The 12,279-nt window shown below is 69.7% G+C and carries 15 protein-coding genes; 6 read left to right on the top strand and 9 right to left on the bottom strand.

The window, feature by feature from the left end; translation table 11 throughout:
* Positions 1-158: 158 nt before the first annotated feature.
* Positions 159-977, top strand: a complete 819-nt coding sequence (locus ACWCWD_RS26855; RefSeq protein WP_450776474.1) for a hypothetical protein — start codon at positions 159-161, stop codon at positions 975-977.
* A gap of 125 nt (positions 978-1,102) precedes the next feature.
* Here ACWCWD_RS26855 and ACWCWD_RS26860 read toward each other — a convergent pair whose 3' ends face one another.
* The 6 genes from ACWCWD_RS26860 to ACWCWD_RS26885 form a co-directional block, all read right to left on the bottom strand.
* Positions 1,103-1,744: a TetR/AcrR family transcriptional regulator gene (locus tag ACWCWD_RS26860; RefSeq protein ID WP_450776476.1), complete on the bottom strand. Its 642-nt coding sequence runs from the start codon at positions 1,742-1,744 to the stop codon at positions 1,103-1,105.
* Positions 1,745-2,033: 289 nt separating this feature from the next.
* A complete protein-coding gene (locus ACWCWD_RS26865; protein WP_450776478.1) occupies positions 2,034-3,539 on the bottom strand; it encodes a hypothetical protein in 1,506 nt (501 codons plus the stop codon).
* A 323-nt stretch (positions 3,540-3,862) separates the two neighbouring features.
* Positions 3,863-4,108, bottom strand: a complete 246-nt coding sequence (locus ACWCWD_RS26870; protein ID WP_450776479.1) for a hypothetical protein — start codon at positions 4,106-4,108, stop codon at positions 3,863-3,865.
* Positions 4,109-4,185: 77 nt separating this feature from the next.
* Complete coding sequence (locus tag ACWCWD_RS26875) at positions 4,186-4,425, bottom strand: superinfection immunity protein (RefSeq protein ID WP_450776481.1); 240 nt, start codon at positions 4,423-4,425, stop codon at positions 4,186-4,188.
* A 48-nt stretch (positions 4,426-4,473) separates the two neighbouring features.
* Positions 4,474-5,418, bottom strand: coding sequence for an FAD-dependent oxidoreductase (locus ACWCWD_RS26880; protein ID WP_450776483.1), 945 nt, complete (start codon positions 5,416-5,418; stop codon positions 4,474-4,476).
* Between the two features lie 169 nt (positions 5,419-5,587).
* Positions 5,588-6,124 (bottom strand): HD domain-containing protein, encoded by a 537-nt coding sequence (locus ACWCWD_RS26885; protein WP_450776661.1) that lies wholly within the window; start codon positions 6,122-6,124, stop codon positions 5,588-5,590.
* A 441-nt stretch (positions 6,125-6,565) separates the two neighbouring features.
* Between ACWCWD_RS26885 and ACWCWD_RS26890 the strand changes: the two genes are divergently transcribed.
* From ACWCWD_RS26890 to ACWCWD_RS26905, 4 genes are all read left to right on the top strand, one after another.
* Positions 6,566-7,798, top strand: a complete 1,233-nt coding sequence (locus ACWCWD_RS26890; RefSeq protein ID WP_450776485.1) for a helix-turn-helix domain-containing protein — start codon at positions 6,566-6,568, stop codon at positions 7,796-7,798.
* A gap of 228 nt (positions 7,799-8,026) precedes the next feature.
* Complete coding sequence (locus ACWCWD_RS26895) at positions 8,027-8,371, top strand: hypothetical protein (RefSeq protein WP_450776487.1); 345 nt, start codon at positions 8,027-8,029, stop codon at positions 8,369-8,371.
* Positions 8,372-8,496: 125 nt separating this feature from the next.
* The gene (locus tag ACWCWD_RS26900; RefSeq protein ID WP_450776489.1) at positions 8,497-8,925 is read left to right on the top strand and encodes an ATP-binding protein; all 429 of its coding nucleotides are present in this window, start codon (positions 8,497-8,499) and stop codon (positions 8,923-8,925) included.
* Entirely contained in the window at positions 8,922-9,515 is a 594-nt protein-coding gene (locus ACWCWD_RS26905) for an NUDIX domain-containing protein (RefSeq protein ID WP_450776491.1), read from the top strand. The genes ACWCWD_RS26900 and ACWCWD_RS26905 overlap by 4 nt, the downstream gene beginning before the upstream one ends.
* 126 nt (positions 9,516-9,641) lie before the next feature.
* Here the strand turns inward: ACWCWD_RS26905 and ACWCWD_RS26910 are convergent, their stop codons facing one another.
* The gene (locus ACWCWD_RS26910) at positions 9,642-9,851 is read right to left on the bottom strand and encodes an EF-hand domain-containing protein (RefSeq protein WP_450776493.1); all 210 of its coding nucleotides are present in this window, start codon (positions 9,849-9,851) and stop codon (positions 9,642-9,644) included.
* A 409-nt stretch (positions 9,852-10,260) separates the two neighbouring features.
* Here ACWCWD_RS26910 and ACWCWD_RS26915 point away from each other — a divergent pair, with 409 nt between their 5' ends.
* Positions 10,261-11,235 (top strand): SGNH/GDSL hydrolase family protein, encoded by a 975-nt coding sequence (locus ACWCWD_RS26915; protein WP_450776495.1) that lies wholly within the window; start codon positions 10,261-10,263, stop codon positions 11,233-11,235.
* A 120-nt stretch (positions 11,236-11,355) separates the two neighbouring features.
* Here ACWCWD_RS26915 and ACWCWD_RS26920 read toward each other — a convergent pair whose 3' ends face one another.
* Both ACWCWD_RS26920 and ACWCWD_RS26925 read right to left on the bottom strand, forming a co-directional pair.
* A complete protein-coding gene (locus ACWCWD_RS26920) occupies positions 11,356-11,580 on the bottom strand; it encodes a hypothetical protein (RefSeq protein WP_450776496.1) in 225 nt (74 codons plus the stop codon).
* A 65-nt stretch (positions 11,581-11,645) separates the two neighbouring features.
* The gene (locus ACWCWD_RS26925) at positions 11,646-12,224 is read right to left on the bottom strand and encodes a TetR/AcrR family transcriptional regulator (protein ID WP_450776498.1); all 579 of its coding nucleotides are present in this window, start codon (positions 12,222-12,224) and stop codon (positions 11,646-11,648) included.
* Positions 12,225-12,279: the final 55 nt, after the last annotated feature.

Below are 12,279 nucleotides of genomic sequence, written 5' to 3' on the forward strand. Positions count from 1 at the left end.
CTCCGCACACTTCCTTCACCCCGCCCACGGAACGTGAGCATGCCACTGATAATCTGCGGCCCCCCGCCTGCCGGTGACATGCCCTGGCAGGCGGGGCCCGTATTTCCGTACGTTCCGCACCTTCCGTGCGCATCCGTACGCGGCCAAGGGGGTCTCTTTTGAAGGCAGTTCACAGGTCCGGCACAGTCGCGGCGCTCGCCGGGGCGCTGGCGCTGGCCGCGCTCTCCACCGCTCCGGCCGCACAGGCCGCATCCACCGGGATCACGGTCTCGAACATCAAGGTCAACGGCGGCAAGCCGATCGTCGTGGGCACCAGCGACGCCAAGGAGCCGACGCTCGACTTCCGGGTCACGCTGCCCTCCGGGTACTCGGTGGACAACACGTCCCGCTTCACCGCTGAACCGTTCCTCTACCACGGCTCCACCCCCGCGAAGGGGGTCGCCGCCCGGGACGCCCTCTACCCGGGCTCCTATGTCTGCTACAAGGTGAGCAGCCGCATCGCCGACTGCAAGGGCAACCTCTGGATCAAGCCCTCGCAGCTCAACTCCAGTGCCGACGCGGGCACCTGGAAGGTGGGCTACGTAGCGGAGCTCATCAGCGCCAAGGGGTCGATCACCGCGCAGGAGTACAAGACCGCGACCGGCACCGCTCCCGTACGCCGCTGGGCCAGCCTCACCGCGAACGCGGGCCCGGAGCCGGTCGCGAAGGGCAAGACCCTGACCGTCACCGGTTCGCTCACCCGCGCCGACTGGGCGACCCACAAGTACGCCGGGTACGGCAGCCAGACCGTGTCGCTCCAGTTCCGCAAGGCGACCAGTTCGACGTACACCACGGTGAAGACGGTCAAGTCCGGTTCCACCGGCGCCCTGAAGACGACCGTGACCGCCTCGGTGGACGGCTACTGGCGCTGGACCTTCGGCGGCACCCCCACCACCGGCACCGCCACGGCCACCGGCGACTACGTCGACGTGCGCTGAGCCGTAGCCCCGGCCGGCCGGAACACGGCCGACCGGGAGGCATACGGCCGCGAGGCATACGGCCGGTACGCGGGGCGCCTCCCACGTACCGGCCTTACGTCAACGCCGCCTGGATCATGAGGGGTTCACCCCGTGCGCTGCGTCCCCAGCATCGACAGCGCCAGCTCCCACAGCTCGCGGGAGACCTCTTCGGGGCGGGCCCGCCGGGACCGCCGGGTGTGGTGGGCCATGAGCTCGTGGACCGTACCGACCATGACGAGCACGTCCGCCTTGTGGTCGCCCTCTTCCGCCTCGCCCCGCGCCACCGCGCGCTGGGTCTCGCCGGTCAGCCAGTGCGCCCACACGTCACGCCACCGCTTGCAGTGCGCGTCCACCGCCCGGCTCACGCCCAGCACCTCGACGAAGGTCACCCGGGCCTCGCGGGGGTCCTCGGTCACCGCCTTCACATAGGCGTCGAACAGGACCCTCGTGCGCTCGGCCATCGAGCACTCGTCCATGCCCTCGGCCATCATGGCGTTCTCGGCTGCGCGCAGGCCCTTGGTCGTCACCCAGTCGTGCAGGGCGATCAACAGGCCTTCCAGCGAGCCGTATTCCTCGTACAGCATCGACACCGGAACACCGGCTTTGTCGCACACTTCCTCGTCGGTGGTCTGCGCATAGCCGAACGTGCCGAACATCGCGCGTGCCGCGTCCAGCAGTTGCGCGCGCTCCCGTGTACGAATCCTGTCCACGGACTCGGTACCCAGAGTCCCCCAGCTGTCCGTCACCGGTCCTCCTTAGGCAGAAACGCGGGAGAGGGTCAGGTCGTCGCCTCTGCTATCGAACCGCCCGAGTCATTGTCCTCGCACAACACGCCCGATGGGCGAAACGCCACACTCTGCCACCCATGCAGCTTTCGAACGCGGAAGCGTTGACGTGCGAAATACCGTGCGAAAGAACCCGCCCAACCCGCCTTGTATCGCGGGCGAATTCGAAGACATGCGCGGAAATTGCAGCCAACCCACTCGGACGAGTGACACGCTCCAACCGGAGCGCACGGCGCGGCCGGGCGAGTCGTCACGCGCCGCCCGACCGCTCAAGTGCGGTGTAGGCCGCGGCTTCCTCGGCCGGGTCGTGTTCCGTACCGGGCGGGGCGGCTGCACCGGCGAGGACATCGCGCCAACCGCCCTTGCCGTCCCCGGTCAGCCCGTCCTCACCCCGGGCCCGGGCGGCGGCCTCCCGGTGGGCCGCCCACGCCGCCCACGCCTCCGCCGACCGGCACTGGCCGCACAACACCTCTCCGGACATCGCCCGGAACACGTGATCGTCGCCCGGCCCCTCACAGGTCACGAGTGGCGGCGGAGGCTCGTACGGCGGCTTCTCCTCCACACCCTGGGGACGCACACCCTGGGGACGCACGCTCGGGGAATCCACACCCTGGGAATCCACACCCTGGGGACGCGCCGCGCCCACGGCCACCGCCCCCGGCGCGGCGGCGAAATACTCAAGCGGAGCAGGCATCTTGAGCACCAGCCGCTTCCGCACGAACCCCGGCGGCGAGTGCACCCCGGCCTCCGGCAGCGACGACACCAGCGCCCTCCTCAGCTCGGACGCCGACACACCCCGCCGCATCCACTCCGCCGCCAGATCGACCAGTTGCCGCGCCTCCTGCACCCCCAGATGCAACTGGCTGGACGCCCGCACCAACGACAGCAGCACCCGCTCCGCCGTGACCTCCTCTGCGCCCCACTCCTCCACCGGCTTCCGCTTCGGCTGCGGCTCCGGCTCCGGCTCCGGTTCGGGCGCCTGCGCGGCTGCGTGTACGGGTTCCCGCTCCGGTACGCGCACGGGCTCGGGCGCCACCGGTACGTGCACGGGCACAGGCACCACGGGTACGTGTACGGGTACAGGCGACGCAGGGACCGACACAGGGGCGGCCCCCGTCCCCCGCTCGGCCTTTTCCTCCGGCTCGCCCTGCCCCTTTTCCGTTCTCAGCTTCTCCGACTCCGGGTCGTTCAGCCACTCCGGCGGCTCCACCCAGAAGCCTTCGCCTTCCTCCTCCGCGAATTGCGAAACCTTAGCGAACTTGCGTCCGTACGCTTTTCGTTCAGTTTTCGATTCACGAACAAGCCTGGTAGGTAGGGGGTATGAGTTCTCCAGAGTTTTTACGTCAGGTAGGGAACCACCGATCGACTGGGAACCCGGAACTCCGACCGCCGGAAAGTAATCACTCGGCGCGACCTGCGGCAATGCGACGTCCACGTAACCCCCGGAGCCACCGTCCAACTCCTCGCTCTCCAGGTCCGCGTACTCCCCGCAGCGCTCCCAGTACTCCTCCGCCCGCTGCCGCGTACTCGGCTCGTTCGACAGGATCTGCGCCGTGGCCCACCTGCCACCGGAACGCCGGTACCGCCACTCGTGGAGGTAGCCCTCACGCTTCAGGAACTTCTTGGCCTTCTGGTACGGCCCGGGCTTGATTCCCGCATCGCGCGCGAAGTCACACAACGGACCCAACGCCTGCGGACGTTGCACGGAGGGGTGACTCTCCATGTACAAGATGATGATCTTCGCGTCGCTGTTCATCCGACGCGAGCCGACCAGCCCGCCCGAACGCCGCCCGGTGCCCAACACCGGCGAGATAGCATGCCAAAGCATCGCTGTGGACTCCTAAGTTATCCACTCGTGGTGAAGGCCCTCGGTGCGGTGTGTCTGCACCTCCGGGGGCCGCTCCACGCACCCAAAGGCGCACGGAGCGTGATGACGCGATCACCGTACATCACGCCGTGGGCACGCTTGTCCAGGTTTCTGCAAGAACAACCCCTGCGTGTGATCACGGACTTCGCACCACCCCCGCGCCACGCACACCACCCGCCGAACGAGCCATGCCGCATGGCCCGCACCCCGGATCAGGCGTCCACGAACCGGCTCAACCGGTAGCAGCTCTCCTGCACCAGACGTCCGCACAAGTGGTCGATCCGGAGCAACTCCCCGTCGACCCCCGCCTCACGGAGGCAGCGCAGGTGCGCCCTCAACTCCGCCTGGTCGGCGGTCTCCAGCACCACGACCCAGCGCCCGGCCCCGGGTGCGGTGCGGGCAGCGGTACGCCGCCTCTCGGCCTCCAGCCGCCGCTTCCTCTTCGCCTGTCCCGGCATCGGCCCAGCATCACCGCCCGGCCTGCGAAACGGCAACCCGATCAACCGGCGGCGCAGTTTCAGTCGGCAGCGCGGTCTCAGTCGCCACCCCGACCGTGCGGGACCGGCTCGGGGGTGGACGCGGAGCGCATCCTCAACGCCATGTACAGGGCCACGAACCAGAACACACCGGTGCAGGCGCCCAGCAGGTTGACCAGGATGACCAGCCGCAGGCGCTGCACCCGCCGGTTGTAGGCGATGAACGACGGGATGGCCAGGAAGAGCAGCGAGAGCGCCACCATGACGAGCAGTTCGTAGAAGCCTATGTCCGAAAGCATCGGCTCACCCTATAGGCGCTGCGGCCGCCCCACCCGGCAGCAGGAGCCCTACTGGCCGTCCCCGACGGGCAGTTCTCGTGCCGCGTAATAGGCCCGCAGCGCGGCCTCGCCGCCGGAGCCCATGGCGGTCATGACCCGTTGGAACCGCGCGGAACGCAGGTCCCCGGCCACCACGATGCGGGGATGCTGGGCGGCCGGCGGACAGTAGCCGTCGGCATCCCGGACGAGATCCCCGGGCGGGGCGACGGGTGCGCTCCCGATGCTGAGGTACGCGGCGTCCGCGCCGACCGTGCGCCGTACGCCGTGCCGCATCACCAAGTCCGCCGTCACCGCCCCGTCTTCACCGAGGCTCAGGGTCAGGTCCTCGACGGCCAGCAGGGTGACGCGGGGATCCTCGCGGATCTCCTCCGTCTTGTACGCGTCCGCCTCGGGGTACGCCACGAGGAGACGGGCGCCGGTCTCCGGGTGGGCGCGGAGGAAGGTGCCGATCGGCCGGTCGCCGCCGAGGACGAGGAGGGCACGGCCCTCGGCATCGTCCGGTCCCGCCTGCCAGAGCGGGGGCAGAGTGAGACCGCCGGGAGCCGTGATCCAGGGGACGTCGCCGGGCTGGAGCGGGCCCACGCCGGTGGCCACCACCACGTACGGAGCGGTCAGGCGACTCCCGGTGTCCAGGGTGGCGGTGACATGGTCGTCGCCCGCCCCGAGCGCAACGACCCGGCGGCCGAGCTCCAGGCGGCACAGCTCCGTACTCTCCACCTCAGCGGTGATGGCATCGGCGAGCGCGGGGCCGCTGGTGTGACCGCCGAGGACGTTGTCCAGGGCCCCGATGCGGCAGAGGCTGCGGCACAGCGAGTCCGGCTCGATCAGGATCGAGCGCATGCCGACACTCGCCGCCATGCGGGCGGCCGCACAGCCGGCCGGACCGCCCCCGACGACGAGCAGGTCGGTGTCGTGGGTCATGGGCGGACCGGTGCGGATCGGGGTGGAGGGCATGGGGCCATTCCAGCACCGGGCAGCCAGTGATTGCTGCCGTAGTCGTCCGTCATCTCCAATTGGGCCGTGCAGCTGCCGGTGTTCGCCCGCAGATCGCCGAACGACGGAGGACTCGACGACATCGCGCGCCTCCCGAGCGCCTCAGGGATCGCTCGGTCAGGGGTACTTGTCAGCGGAGATACGTACGCTGCCACTCGGCCAGCGACATCGTTTGGGCCGCTTCCGCGAGCGCGATGGCCGACGGCATCTTGAGCAACGCTCTGGTCGAGTCCACCCACTCCTGAGCGGCCGGGTATCCCTGCTGGAGGTACTCCAGTCCCTGAATCATGCACTCCAGCTTGTCGGCCTCGTGCGCGACCAGGACTTCGAGGGACTCCCCGTTCTCGTACTCGTCGACAATGGCCCTGATTCCGGCCGCGACGGCAGGGTGGGTGTCAGCAACCTGGTCGGCGGTCACGTCCTCGTTCCTGGCGACCTCGATGTACCGCCGGCCGATCCACGGAATGTCACCGATCCGGGTCTCCTGCGTGTCGTGGAAGGTGCAGAGCAGAGCGACCTTCGCGGGGTCCGCGCCCTCCATCATCGCGAGCACGGACCCGACGATGGCCGTCCGCCACGAGTGCTCGGCGATCGTCTCCGGGTCCTTGACCCCGGCGATCCACCACCCGCTGCGTTTACCGCGCTTGAGCGCGCCCATCTCCAGCATGTACCCGACCGTGCCCGTGTCCTCGGCACGCGCCAGGCTCTCAACGACCCGGGCCTGCTCTGCCTCGGTCCGCTCTGTCTCGGTGTGCTCTGCGTCGCTGCGCTCCGTGTCGGTCATGCCGCCCCTCGTACGGTGATCGTGCATGCGTGTCGGAAACCCGTTCCACGTCGTCATGACGGGTCTCGACGGTCACGGGGAACCCTTCCTGCCGCAGCACTGCTCTCACGCCAGGCTTCCACACCCGAGCGCCCGGGATCAGGGATCGGGGAATTCAGCGACGCCGGTCAGGCCGGATTGCGTCCGCTCACCTGGCATCGTTCGCGTCGCGCGGCTGCCGCGATTGCACTCGTACGAGGTCGCCTGTCCGGGAGGACGTCCTCGCCGCCGGTGTCGCGGGTACCGTGATGAAGGGGACTGGTCGAGCAGCGGAGTTGGTCGAGCATGGCGCAGTGGGACGAGCACAGCACGGGAACCCGGATCAAGCTGTTGCGCGGGAAGGTCACGCAGCAGAACCTCGCCGAACTCACCGGCCTCTCGATCGGCGTGATCCAGAAGGCCGAACAGGACCAGCGTATGTCGCTGAACACCCTGCTGAAGATCGCCGACGCACTCGGGACGGACATCTCGGTGATCCACGGGCAGCGGGCCCCTCACCGCTCGCAGAGTCACGAGGACCGCACCGCGCTGCAAGGTCTCTCGCGCGCCGTCCACGACACCTCCGCCGGTTACCTGCCGGCCGACACGGAACCCTCTTCCCTGGCCGAACTCCGTGACGTATCGGGACGTTTGTGGAAGCTGTACTGGAAGGGCCACTACAGCGAGGCGGCCGTCATGGCGACGCCCTTCCTCGGTGAGGCGGCAGCACGGTTGCGGGAGCAGCCGGACGGAGAACGGGCCGCCGCGTGGGAGGTGTTGTCGGACGCCTACCGGATCGCCGCCTACTGCGCGAACCTCATGGGCTCGCGCGACCTGGCGTACGCCGCGATCGGACATGCCAGAAGCTCCGCCGAACAGGCCGCGAACCCCGTACGCATCGCGTTGGTCGACTCCGGCCGAGCCTGGATCTACCTCCGGGACGCCCGTCTGGACGACGCCCTGACGCTCGCCGAGAAGGCCGCTCTCGACATCGAACCGCGGTTCTCGCGCGCCACACCCGATGAACTGGTCGTCTACGGGTCACACATCAACTTCGCCGCCGTCGTCGCCTCAAGGGCGGGAAACCAGGTCCGAGCCCACGACTTCCTCTCGCAGTCCCACGCCACCGGTGCCCGCATGGGCGCTGAACGCAGCTGTCTGGGAACCCTGTTCGGACCGGTGACGGCGACGACACAGGCTGTCGGGGTCTGCGTCTCCCTGGGCGAGACCGGCAAGGCATTGAAGCTCGTGGAGTCCATCAAGGACACCTCGTCGCTCCAGAGCGCGGCCCGCAACCGGTTCGCCATGGACAAGGCGCTCGCGCAGGCCGACGCGAAGATGTGGGACGCCTCCCTGGACACCCTCGAACACACCCTCGTCGGCGCCCCGGAATGGGCCCGCCACCAGGCACTCCCCGGCGTCATCGTCGAGAAGGTCGGCCGGGCGTCGACAGCCCGCCTCCGGAGGATCTCGAAACTCATCGGTACGACACCCGAAGCCGGCGGTTTCAGCGCCGCCACCCGCCGTACCGCGCTGTAACCGCCGGTTTCCGGGCTCCGGTCACCCATCACGTCCGAGTCCCGCACCGGGTCCCCGCGCAGCTCGCCCGATACGGGCGAGTCGGCGTACCACCGACTTCGGAAGTCGCCCATCCGGCATCTTCAGAGTTGAGACACATCGGGCCACAGTGCTGCCATGGTCCAGAACTCCGCAGATGCGGTGGCACGACGGGGTGCCTTAGACGTGGCGCGCGGTTCCCTCACGCGCGTGGGGGTCGTCCTCTACGTATGCGCTCCCGAGGGAACCGACTCCGCCCCGCTCCTCCTCGCAGCACGCACCTACGCACTCGCCAGAGATTTCCGCGTTCTCCATGAACGGGTGGACACCGGCCCGCTCGACGGCGACTTCGCACATCGCCCCGCGTGGGCAGAACTCCGCTCGCATCTCACCGGCAGCAGCGCCCAGGCGGAAGGCCTGATCTTCATCGGCCTCGACACCGGCGCCTGCCCCCGGTGGGCGGACGCCGTGGTCGCCCTGGGCCGTCCCGACCTCTTCGTACAGCACGCATCGCGGACCGTACCCGCCGTACCGACAACGGGTGCCGACCGGTGAACCAGTTGGGCCCGGGGTCTCATCTCACCCCCGCACGCCGGGTGGAAGCCCCCTTCCGTCCCACCGGCACCGCACCCGGCGACCGGACGGCAACCTTGTCCGTCCTCGCGTGGCAGCACAGGTACGTGTCCTCGATCGAGCGGGACCCCCGGCACGTCGGCGGGCAGCGGGCGTCGGTGGCCGGGCGCCTCGCCCGTTGGGGCGTGGACGAGGACAGGACCGCCGAGGTCGTCCTCGCCGTCAGCGAACTCCTGACCAACGCGGTGCTCCACGGCTCCGCCGACACGGTCGGCCTGTCCGTCTGGTGCACACAGGACGAGGTCTGCGTCGAGGTGGACGACCGGACGCCCGGGACCTGGCCCGCGAGGGCCTGCCCGGCGGACGACGACGAGAACGGGCGCGGCCTCTTCCTCGTCAAGGCCCTGAGCACCACGTGGGGCATCAGCGAGGACGGGGCGGTCGTCTGGTGCACCGTCGCCACCGGAACCACCCCAAGGCCGTACACCATGGCGCCCTCCGCGCCTTCAACTCCTACGACCGGCAGGACGACATGAGGCAGACGACCGCCCCGCAAGCACCATCGGCCGTACGCATCGGCGGTCACGCGTGGATCCCGAACGAACGCGGCGACATCCTCACCGTGCGGGCGAACCACGGCCCTTCGGCCGGGTACCACCGGCTGCCGGGCGGGTACGCCGAGCCGTACGAGTCGAACCTGGCCGCGATGCTCCGGCACACCCGGCAGGAGACCGGCATCGCCCCGGTCCCGTTGCGTCTCCTCGGCACGGACTGGACGCCTCGCCACCCGGACGGAGATGCGCCGGACGGGGATGCGCCGGACGGGAACGTACTGGACGGGAGTGCGCCGGACGGTCGCGTGCCGACCTCGACGGAGCAGAACTTCGTCTACCTCTGCGCCAAGGTCAACAGCCTCGCGCACATCGCTCTGCCACCCGCCTCGGAGGCCGGGGAGCTGGAACTGTCCGGGTACGCCTGGCTCGGGCCCGACACGGCTCGTAGCTGTATGAGCCCGGACGAGCTGCCCACGTTCCTCGGGCTGTGGCGGGCGTGGGAGCGGGGCGCGACGGCCGTGCTCCAGGAGGGCCGGCCGGTGATCGGTACGGTCGGCCGGACGGTGTTGTGACCGACGGCCCCGGAGGCGCGGCCCCGCCGGGCCCGTCCCGTAGACGCGGGGAGCGTGCTCCCCGGCTGCGGGCCGTGCCCGGTCGAGGCCGGGAGGTGCGGCGGAGCCCCGGTGCCGCGGCGCCGGTCAGGCGAAGTACGACGTGAACTCGGCAAGGGTGATGCGCCTGTTGCCGTCGGTGTCGGCCGCCCGCACGAAGTCGGCGAGCTTCACGTCGTCGAGGATCCCGTCGGCGTTGTCGTAGTCCCGCAGCTCCCGCAGCCGGATCTCCCCGCTCCCGTCCACGTCGATCTTCGCGAACGCGGCCTCGGCCTCGACCTTGGTCAGCTTGCTCATGCTCTCTCCTCAATGCGCGTACGAGGGGCGGGGCCCGGTCGGCGCCCGAGACGTCCGGTGGGGCCGGTGCACCCCCTCGTGGGGAAGGTCCGGTGCGTCACGCGCTGTGCGCGCACCCGGCCCAACGACTCGCGCCCGCCGGGGATGCGCCCGCGCTGTCGGGCCGTTCACCGTGGCGGTGGTGTGCCCGGTCCCGCGCACTCGCGCGTGGCGCCGGTCTCGGCGAGAGCCACCAGGGACATTCCCTCGCCGTCCCGCCCGGTCCGGAAGACCACCCGACGCTGACGGAACGGCAAGGCGGTGTGCGCGTGACCCACTCCCGAGTCAACTCTCCGTATTGGATCTAGTGCGGAGAGTGACATTCCCCGTACGGTCGGCGCGCTGACAACGCCCCCTCAATGGAGGATTCATGGCACGCTTCCGTACCCGCCCGGCGCTGCTCGCCTCGGCCGCGGCCCTCGCCGCGAGCACCCTCGTCCCCACCCAGCTCGCCGGCGCGCAGTCCGCCACCGCCGCGGCGGACTACGACTGGGTGGCCCTGGGCGACTCGTACACCGCCGGCGTCATCAAGGCCGCCGGTGACATCTTCGAGATCCCCCGCGACGGCTGCGAGCGCACCGACCGGTCCTACCCGCAGATCGTCGAGCGGGACCTCGGCTCATTCTTCGAGCTGACCAATGTCAGTTGCGGCGCCGCCACGATCGAGGACGTCACCTTCAGGGCACAGGTGCCGATCGGCCATGGTGTGCCGGGCGCCCCCGACCCGGAGGCCCCCTTCGACCCGGTGCCGCCCCAGTCCGACGCGGTCAAGTCCGGCACCGACGTGATCACTGTCGGCGTGGGCGGCAACACCCTCGGGTTCGGCGACATCCTCTTCAAGTGCCTGGAACAGGGCCAGGGAAGCGGTGGCGTGGGCACTCCGTGCAAGGACGAACTTGCCGCCTCCGCTCCCGCCAGGCTGACCAAGGTGAGCAAGGAGTACGGCGACATGCTCGCCAAGCTCCACGAGAAGGGTCCGCACGCCAAGATCCTGGCCGTCGGCTACCCCACGATCATCCCCGGGGACACCTCCAAGTGCCGGTACAACGACCCGCACCAGTTCCTCTCGATCACCGCCGGTGACCTGGACTGGCTCCGCCAGGATGTGCTGGAGCCACTCAACAAGGTCATCGAGAAGTCGGCCGACTCGCACGACTCGGCCACCTTCGTCAACCTCTACGACTCCTCCGAGAAGCACAGCGTCTGTGACGCCGGCAAGTGGGTCGAGGGCGTCCTCGACCAGGACAACCGGCCGGCTCTCGTGCACCCCAACGCCAAGGGCCACCTCAACGCCGCCGACCACGTCACCTCGGCGATGCTGAACGCCGTCGCCCCGCAGGACTGACCCACGGTCCACGGCTGCATCCGCCCCTTCGGCGCATCGTCCCCGCACACGCGGTACGAGGACGATGTGCCGCCCCGCGAACACGCACGAGTGGAACCGGACGCCCCATCACCGCACCTCCTACCGCTGTTCACGCACTTCACGCACGGAAGTCGGGTCCTGCGCCTGCCCCGTCCGTCCCGCGGCCCTTCGACGCAGCAGCGCTTTCGTCCACAGCGTCAGTCCCACCAGGGAGCAGATCAGCGTCAGACCGAGGACGACGGGGATGGCGGCCGCCAGGGCGAACGTGAACAAGAGCTCCAGCCAGCCCGGTTCCTCACCCATCGTGCTTCCGCTCTGTTCCATGAACGACACCACGCAGGAGAGGGCGGATCGGTTGCGCGGACGTCCGGGCGCCTCAGGCCGAGCACTCAGGCGCCGTCGGCACTGAAGCCCACGACGCCGAAGCCGGCGACGGCCAGCCGGAAGGCCCGGTCCGCCTGCACCGCCGGGTCGGTGTAGTTCTCGGTGGCCAGGGCGATCCCGACGATCAGGACGAGGAGATCGTCGATGGTGATGTCCGCCCGCACGGCCTGGTCGTCCACGGCCTTGCGCAGCAGCAGGGCACCGGCCGCACCGATGGTCAGCGCACAGGAGTCCTGACCGGCCTCGTCCTGGAGGGGCTCGTAGGAGAGGACGTCCGCCAGACCGCGTGCGGCGAGCGAGTAGGCGAGCAGTTCGCGCAGCCATTCCACCAGCGCGGAGCGGCTGTCGGCCTCGCCGCAGAGCGCGTGGGCGCGCTCGCACAGGTCGTGGACGCGCTGCTTGAAGACGGCTTCGAGGAGGGCTTTGCGGGTGGGGAAGTGGCGCCGCACGGTCGCCGATCCGACACCTGCCGTACGGGCGATCTGCTCCAGCGACGCCTGGGCCCCCCGGGCCGCCACCTCGGCCTCGGCCACGGCCAGGATGTGCGCGTAGTTGCGGCGGGCGTCCGAACGCTGGCCGGTCATGGTCTCCCCAACAGTGGCGTTGATGTGCGGCGTTGATGTGCGGCATTGATAAGTG

The organism is Streptomyces sp. NPDC001493 (assembly GCF_053597235.1).

Excerpts from the sequence above, each read along its gene's own strand:
- ACWCWD_RS26925 (WP_450776498.1), bottom strand. The coding sequence starts at position 12,224 with ATGACCGGCCAGCGTTCGGACGCCCGCCGCAACTACGCGCACATCCTG.
- ACWCWD_RS26920 (WP_450776496.1), bottom strand. The coding sequence starts at position 11,580 with ATGGAACAGAGCGGAAGCACGATGGGTGAGGAACCGGGCTGGCTGGAG.
- ACWCWD_RS26865 (WP_450776478.1), bottom strand. The coding sequence starts at position 3,539 with ATGAACAGCGACGCGAAGATCATCATCTTGTACATGGAGAGTCACCCC.
- ACWCWD_RS26905 (WP_450776491.1), top strand. The coding sequence starts at position 8,922 with ATGAGGCAGACGACCGCCCCGCAAGCACCATCGGCCGTACGCATCGGC.
- ACWCWD_RS26875 (WP_450776481.1), bottom strand. The coding sequence starts at position 4,425 with ATGCTTTCGGACATAGGCTTCTACGAACTGCTCGTCATGGTGGCGCTC.
- ACWCWD_RS26910 (WP_450776493.1), bottom strand. The coding sequence starts at position 9,851 with ATGAGCAAGCTGACCAAGGTCGAGGCCGAGGCCGCGTTCGCGAAGATC.
- ACWCWD_RS26880 (WP_450776483.1), bottom strand. The coding sequence starts at position 5,418 with ATGCCCTCCACCCCGATCCGCACCGGTCCGCCCATGACCCACGACACC.
- ACWCWD_RS26890 (WP_450776485.1), top strand. The coding sequence starts at position 6,566 with ATGGCGCAGTGGGACGAGCACAGCACGGGAACCCGGATCAAGCTGTTG.
- ACWCWD_RS26870 (WP_450776479.1), bottom strand. The coding sequence starts at position 4,108 with ATGCCGGGACAGGCGAAGAGGAAGCGGCGGCTGGAGGCCGAGAGGCGG.
- ACWCWD_RS26885 (WP_450776661.1), bottom strand. The coding sequence starts at position 6,124 with ATGCTGGAGATGGGCGCGCTCAAGCGCGGTAAACGCAGCGGGTGGTGG.
- ACWCWD_RS26915 (WP_450776495.1), top strand. The coding sequence starts at position 10,261 with ATGGCACGCTTCCGTACCCGCCCGGCGCTGCTCGCCTCGGCCGCGGCC.